This is a genomic window from Bacillus cereus group sp. N8, assembly GCF_016483685.1.
In the GTDB taxonomy this organism is placed as follows: Bacteria; Bacillota; Bacilli; order Bacillales; family Bacillaceae_G; genus Bacillus_A; species Bacillus_A proteolyticus.
Window position 1 is genome coordinate 1 of sequence record NZ_JAEHBK010000074.1, and the last position, 7324, is coordinate 7324.

Genomic DNA, 7324 nt, shown 5'->3' on the forward strand with positions numbered 1-7324 from the left:
TTAGGACTTTACCACATAAAAAAACAATCCCGTATGATTTTATTGATTTGTCTGGGAGCTGTTGCTTCAGCTTTAGCGATGGCAATTTTGTATGAACCGGGAACTGATCCGAGCAGAATTTATTATGGCACAGATACGAGGGCCTTTTCTTTACTTATTGGAGCGGCACTTGCCTTACTTTGGCCAAGCAATAGGCTTGCAAATAAAATTATTCCAAAGGCGCGTCTCATTCTTGATGTAGTGGGAGGAACTGCTCTTATTATTATATTGCTTATGTTTTGGAAGACGAATCAATATGATCCGTTTCTATACAATGGAGGAATGGTTCTCTTATCAATTGCAACAGCATTGTTAGTGGCAAATCTTGCTCATCCAGCTAGCCGCATCGCTCAATTTTTACGATTTAGGCCTTTACGCTGGATAGGGATAAGGTCGTATGGCATATACCTCTGGCATTATCCAATTCTTACATTGACGACTCCAAAAGTAAATGCTGGAGATTTTTCACTAATAAGAGCAATTCTTCAATTTCTTCTAATTATAATGATTGCGCAAATTTCATGGAAGTATATTGAAAAACCAATCCGACAAGGTGCGCTCCGAAATATTCAGTTTAAGAATTTAAGGCTTCAAAATGTCGCTTTAGGTGTTAAGTTAGCTTTAATTTGTGCAGTATTCGTTTCGTCGATAGCCGTTTTTGGGTTATCAAAAGTTAGTAAGGCTAAGGAGAATCCTCAACTAGATAAGGTGGAAGCAGTACAAACACAACCTGCGAAACATCCGGTTGCAGTTCGGGAAAATCCAGCTCAAGAGACGCCAAAAAATCAAGAAGAATCAAAAGAAGTAAATTCTGTGCAACCTAAAAGTTCTTCCAACGTTACAGCGATAGGCGATTCCGTTATGATTGATATTGCTCCGTATTTAAAAAATACTTTTCCTGATATTAGGATTGATGCACAAATTGGTCGCCAACTGTCAAAAGCGATTCCAGTAGTTGAACAGTTAAAGAATGAAGGGAATTTAGGAAACTATGTTATTATTGGATTAGGTACAAATGGAGCCTTTACTACTGAGCAACTTGTATCATTAATAAATTTAATTGGGAATGAACGTAAAATGATATTTATTAATACGAGGGTACCACGTCCGTGGGAATCAATCGTGAATGAGAGATTAAAAGCGACAACATCTGAATATCCGAATATAACTCTAGTAGATTGGTATGCAGCAAGTGCTGGAAAGGGAGACTACTTTGCACCTGATGGTGTGCATTTAACCAAAGTAGGTGCAGAAGCATACGCAGCACTTGTAGCCAAAGCGGTGAATCAATAATTAGATATATTTTATTAACTTCTTTTGTAAAATTAACTGAAATGTAAAAGATCTATGGTTGAGGAAGACAAATTTTTTGCAGTCATCAATAATTTCTGTAATTCATTATACGTCGAAAAAGCGAAGTTTGGTTGAAGACTCCGTCTTTTTTATACAGGGCATGAATGGTTTCGATGCCTTTTACTATACGTGAGGCATGACGAATGTTTTGAAATCCTGCAGATTTGGAAAAGTGTCTGTCGCTTTACATGTCGCTGGTCCTGTTCTGTGAGATTATTTATAGGAAGAAAGAATGTAACTTCCTAACTTTAAAAATAAGCCCAAAGAATTATTTAATTCTTTGGGCTTATTTTTGGTTCTGGTGCAAAAATGATTACGTAGATAATCCAACATGAATGTTATATTCTCATGAGAATAAGTTGTTCGGAAATCAATATAAAAATCCGTATTTTTATATTAAGATATTATGAATTTTTATACTCCCATTATAGTAAGTGGTTATATAGATAGCGTTATATTTTAATATGCAATATTAAATATTAAAAGACGGCTTATATTGTTATGATAGAAAAGGTAAATTCTACAGCATTTTTCGATGTACTGCGAAGCTAATGATTATGTAAGTTCCAGTAGGTAAAAAGGGAGAAGGATTTTTATAATTCTTTTCCCTTTTTATATGTTCACAAACAGAACATATCTATAATAAGAGAGTGGTTGTATACGATTATTTATTTCACTCCCTTTTCCTCATATCTCTTTACAACCCGATAAAAAGGTTCGACTTGAGGGGAACGAAGAAACTTATATATCATTATTAAATCATTTAAACAAGTAGGTGATAGTATGGGAACATTGTTAGAGGAATGTATTGAAACTTTGGGACAGAATATAAGAATCTTATCTAAAGAAGAAAGAGAAATGGTTCTTATAAATTTTGAAACTAATTTTTATATTACACAAGGGGGACGTATTGAATGGTCAAAAATAACTCAGTGCATTGAAATAAATACAATTGATGAATAATTTCATATTTGAATAGTTGTTACGATGAATATAATAAGAAGGTTTATTTAATTTGGGATGAAGGGAAATTACCAATTGGTAAGACAGACTTAGATAAGGTTTTCGAAGTAATAGACGATGTTAATGCGGTTAGCTTTGATACTTGGATATATGGGTTCTGGTGCGAAAATTTCAAGACTATTGCAAGTAATCTCCTAAACTTGGACATACTGATAGTATGATTCTAAAAAAGGTGCGTGATCAGTATGGAAAAATTACAGAAGACAGAAGGTGCGCGGTATGAGTTTACTAGATAGTATCAAAATTGCCCTATCTTCTATTCTAGCTCATAAGCTGCGCTCAGCCCTTACAATGCTAGGGATTATTATCGGTGTAGGTTCTATTATTACCGTTGTTGTGATTGGACAGGGCGGGGAAGCTGCATTAAAATCACAATTTGTTGGTTCTGGAAATAGTGTGATTTCTATTCATTATAAGGCCAACATGAATGATCCATCCGGTATGGAATCAATAGGACAACCGAAATTGACAGAAGAAGATATTTTTGAAATTAAGAAGATTCCAGAGAATGCACATGTAATTAAGACAAATTAAAATATGGAAACACTAGATGTTAATGATAAAAAAGAAATGGTAAATATAAAAGGGCTAGACGATGAATACTTTGCTGTAAATAAAGTTAAGGTGAAAAAAGGTCATTCTTTAAATGATACAGATATTGAACAAGGAAATAATGTTGTCATGATTAGCGCGGGTTTAGAAAAAAGGATATTTGAAAAAGAGAATCCCATTGGAAAAATCATTGAAATGAAAGGCCAACCAATGCAAATCGTTGGTGTATATGAAGCTACAGGTGGATTTATGGGAATGGGAGATTCCGAGGCGTTATTTCATTAACGTTATGGCCAACATTGTATGGAACAGATGAAATTCAAAGTATTTCTGTCCAAGCGAAAAAAATCGATAATTTAGATGCCGCTGGAAAGAAAGCAGCTGATGTATTAAATAGTCGTAAGCAAAGTGAGTTTACAGGTAAATATAAGGTACTAAACTTAAAAGAAATTCAAGAGGGTATTTCCAAAATGACAAATATCATGACGATGATTATTGGTGGTATCGGTGTTATGAACATTATGCTTGTATCTGTAACAGAGCGTACTCGTGAGATTGGGGTACGTAAAGCACTTTGAGCAACGAGTAGTAAAATCTTACTACAGTTCTTAATTGAAGCTGTTATGTTAACGATTCTTGGGGGATTAATTGGAATTGGCCTTGGTTATGGAGGTGCATATATTGTGTCAACATTTGCAAAATGGCCACCACTTGTTTCATGGCAAGTAGTCGTTGGCGGTGTGTTATTCTCTATGACACTTGGTATTATTTTCGGGTTGATTCCAGCGAACAAAGCAGCAAAATTAGATCCAATTGAAGCGCTTCGTTATGAATAAATTTATTAGTAGAAAGCTATTTATTTAATGTGGTTCTGATAAAAAGATAAAGCAAAAAAGAATCCCTCGTTTCTTTTGGGATTCTTTTTTGTTTGCAAAGGTATGTTTATCTGAACACACGTAAATTTACAAGGTTTTTAAACACAAAAATAGGAGGCATTTTATGATTTTTTGTTCAACATTACCGTGTACAGAAATGTACAAAGAAAGAATATGCAATATTGCATTTTACATTATTTCATCGGGATAATATGTTATTTATTGAATGTAATATATAAATGGAGGAAATGTTATGAACAAGAAATCAAGGTTTACCCAAATGATGCTCGGTATTAGTACAATGGCCTTATCATTTGGAAGTATCCAAACACAAGTATCAGCGGAAGAAAACACACCTTATAATGTGTTACAAAAGAAACCAATTGGGATAGAAACTTCAACAGATGAAATTGCACATTCTACAAAAGCAGACGAAACATTGTCTTATGAAGAACGTTTAAAAGTAGGCGATTTTTCACAACGTCCAGCTCCGGTCGTGAAACGAGCAGCGGCAAAGCAATTTCAGCAAAAGTATTCTGTGGCAGAGCTGAATAGAATGAGTAATGACGAATTCATCGATACATTGGCAAGTATTAGTTGGAATCAAATTACAGATTTAGATCAATTTAATCAAGAAACAAAAGAGTTTTATCAGAATAAAGAGCGAATACAGGTTATTATTGATGAATTAGGTCGTCGTGGAAGCACATTTACAAAAGATGATACAAAAGGGATTGAGACGTTTGCTGAAGTATTACGTTCCATATCTTATGTAGGCTTTAATAATAAAGAGGTAAGCTATTTAAATGAGCGAAGCTTTCATGATAAATGTTTACCTGCATTAAAAGCAATTGCAAAAAATCCGAATTTTAAATTTGGTACAGATAAACAGGATGCAGTGGTATCTGCATACGGTAAATTAATTAGAAACGCTTCTTGTGATGCTGAAACAGTTCAATATGCAACAAATATATTAAAGCAATATAACGATAATATTTCCACATATATAAGTGACAAGAAGAAAGGGGACGCCTTGTATGAGCTTATACAAGGGATTGATGATGATATACAGTCTTACTTGTTTGAGACACGTAAAAAAGCGGATGAAACAATATGGTATGGGAAAATTGATGGTTACATAAATGAAGTTAGTCGAATGGCTCTTTTGAACCATCTAACAACAGAAAATAAATGGTTAATTAATAATGGTATTTATTATACTGGTCGTTTAGGGAATTTCCATAGTAATCCAAATAAACCTTTAGAAGTACTTACACAAGCAATGCATATGTACCCTCGTTTAAGTGAGGCTTATTTTAATGCGGTAGAGCAAATTTCAACAAACTATGGTGGAAAAGATTATAACGGAAATACAGTAGATTTTAAGAAAATACGTGAAGAAGGCCAGCAGCAGTACTTACCAAAAACGTATACATTCGATGACGGCTCTATTGTATTTAAAACAGGAGATAAAGTAACGGAAGAAAAGGTTAAGAAACTATATTGGGCTGCAAAAGAAGTAAAAGCGCAGTATCATCGTGTAATTGGAAAAAATGGAGCGTTAGAATCAGGGAAAGCTGATGATGTACTGACAATCGTCATTTATAATAATCCAGATGAATATAAACGAAATAGCCAACTATATGGATATGATACGAATAATGGTGGAATTTATATTGAAGGAATCGGAACGTTCTTTACATTTGAGCGTACACCGCAGCAAAGTCGTTATAGTTTGGAAGAATTGTTCCGTCATGAATTTACACACTATTTACAGGGAAGATATGAAGTTCCAGGATCATGGGGACAAGGAGAAATGTATCAAGATCAACGTTTGACTTGGTTTGAAGAAGGAAATGCAGAATTTTTTGCAGGATCTACTCGTACGAATAATGTTGTTCCGCGCAAAAGTATAATTAGTGGATTATCATCTGATCCTGCGAAACGTTATACAGCAGAACGAACATTATTTTCGAAATATGGAGAAGGAGAAGGAGACGAAAAATGGGACTTTTATAATTATTCTTTTGCACTGCAGTCTTACTTATATACTCATCAATTTGAAGCTTTCGATAAGATTCAAGATTTCATTCGTGCAAATGATGTGAAGAATTATGATACATATCGTGAAGCTTTAAGTAAGGATCCAAATTTAAATAAAGGATACCAAGACTATATGAAGCAGTTAATTGATAATCAGGGTACATATAATACTCCGCAAGTATCAGATGATTATTTAGCTACCCCTTCACCAAAGCCACTAGCTGATGTAAAGAAAGACATTACAGATGTAGCAAAGATAAAAGATGCAACGATTACAAAGCATAAGTCTCAATTTTTTGATACGTTTACATTAGAAGGGACATATTCAGGTGGCGTAACAAAAGGAGAATCTGAGGATTGGAAAACGATGAGCAAGAAAATCAATCAATCTTTAGAACAGTTAGCGCAAAAAGAATGGAGCGGCTACAAAACAGTTACAGCGTATTTTGTTAATTATCGTGTGAATGCGAAAAATCAATTTGAATATGATGTTGTATTCCATGGTGTTGCAACGGGAGAAGAAGAAAAACAGACTGTTAAAGTAAATATGAATGGACCGTACAATGAAATATTAAATGAAAAAGTTGAGTTTCATAGTGATGGTACAGAAAGCACAGGTGGAAAAATTGTTTCTTATCTCTGGGATTTTGGGGATGGTACAACAAGTACAGAAGCAAATCCTACTCATGTATATGGAAAAGAGGGAACATATACTGCAAAGCTAACAGTGAAAGATAATAAAGGAAAAGTAGGCCGAGGACAAACATCGGTTACCGTAAAACAGGATGAGCCAGCAGGTCATAACTATCAAAATGCAAAGGTAATTCGTTTTAATAAGCTTTCAAAAGGAAATATGGATCGTCCGAATATGGCGTATATGCACACATTCAATGTCACATCTCCAAAAGAAGTAGATATTTCTTTTATAGATGAACAGGGAATTGGGATACAATGGGATGTATATCACGAATCAGATTTAGAACATCCTGTTATTACGGGCCAAGCGGATGGAAATAATATAAAAGGGAAATTTGAAGCGAAACCTGGGAAGTATTATATAGTCTCATTTTTTGAAAAGGAAAACGGAAAGGGAACATATTCGGTTCTGTTGCAAAGTTAGAAAAAATATAGAGAGGTCTACAGATTGGAAATAGACTTTAAGCAATCGCTACTAATTGCTGTAGTTCTTTGTACACTGAAAAGACGGAGTCTGATTCAAGACTTCGTCTTTGTTTATATATGGCCTGAATCGTTTCAATCCCCTTTATGGTTCGTGAAGCATGACTAAGATTTTGAAATCCTGCGGATTTGACAAAACGTCTCTTTACATGCCTATGATCCTGTTCAAGTAGGTTATTGAGATATTTAACGGTACAATGTTTTGTACGTACATAAAAGCCGTTCTTCTTCAGTTTTTTGAACGCACAAAGCAAGGGCGG

The 7324-nt window shown here is 34.5% G+C and carries 5 protein-coding genes and 2 pseudogenes; 5 read left to right on the plus strand and 2 right to left on the minus strand.

Features of this window, described 5'->3' with window-relative positions; translation table 11 throughout:
* A partial coding sequence (locus tag JDS80_RS29955) for an acyltransferase family protein (RefSeq protein WP_199640732.1) occupies window positions 1-1332 on the plus strand: 1332 nt, incomplete at its 5' end.
* Window positions 1333-1364: 32 nt separating this feature from the next.
* On the opposite strand, the pseudogene JDS80_RS31800 reads toward JDS80_RS29955, so the two are convergent.
* Window positions 1365-1613: pseudogene (locus JDS80_RS31800) on the minus strand (hypothetical protein); the annotation flags it as partial.
* Between the two features lie 562 nt (window positions 1614-2175).
* Between JDS80_RS31800 and JDS80_RS29960 the strand changes: the two are divergent.
* From JDS80_RS29960 to colA, 4 genes and pseudogenes are all read left to right on the plus strand, one after another.
* Window positions 2176-2355, plus strand: coding sequence for a CDI toxin immunity protein (locus JDS80_RS29960; RefSeq protein ID WP_002187481.1), 180 nt, complete (start codon window positions 2176-2178; stop codon window positions 2353-2355).
* An 8-nt stretch (window positions 2356-2363) separates the two neighbouring features.
* Window positions 2364-2576 (plus strand): CDI toxin immunity protein, encoded by a 213-nt coding sequence (locus JDS80_RS32460; protein WP_422653191.1) that lies wholly within the window; start codon window positions 2364-2366, stop codon window positions 2574-2576.
* A 58-nt stretch (window positions 2577-2634) separates the two neighbouring features.
* Window positions 2635-3803 (plus strand): annotated as a pseudogene (locus JDS80_RS31805) (ABC transporter permease).
* Window positions 3804-4095: 292 nt separating this feature from the next.
* Complete coding sequence (colA, locus tag JDS80_RS29980) at window positions 4096-7005, plus strand: collagenase ColA (RefSeq protein WP_199640734.1); 2910 nt, start codon at window positions 4096-4098, stop codon at window positions 7003-7005.
* A 37-nt stretch (window positions 7006-7042) separates the two neighbouring features.
* Here the strand turns inward: colA and JDS80_RS29985 are convergent.
* A partial coding sequence (locus JDS80_RS29985) for a DDE-type integrase/transposase/recombinase (RefSeq protein WP_199640735.1) occupies window positions 7043-7324 on the minus strand: 282 nt, incomplete at its 5' end.

Coding starts and splice junctions, on each gene's coding strand:
- colA (WP_199640734.1), top strand. CDS start 4,096: ATGAACAAGAAATCAAGGTTTACCCAAATGATGCTCGGTATTAGTACA.
- JDS80_RS29960 (WP_002187481.1), top strand. CDS start 2,176: ATGGGAACATTGTTAGAGGAATGTATTGAAACTTTGGGACAGAATATA.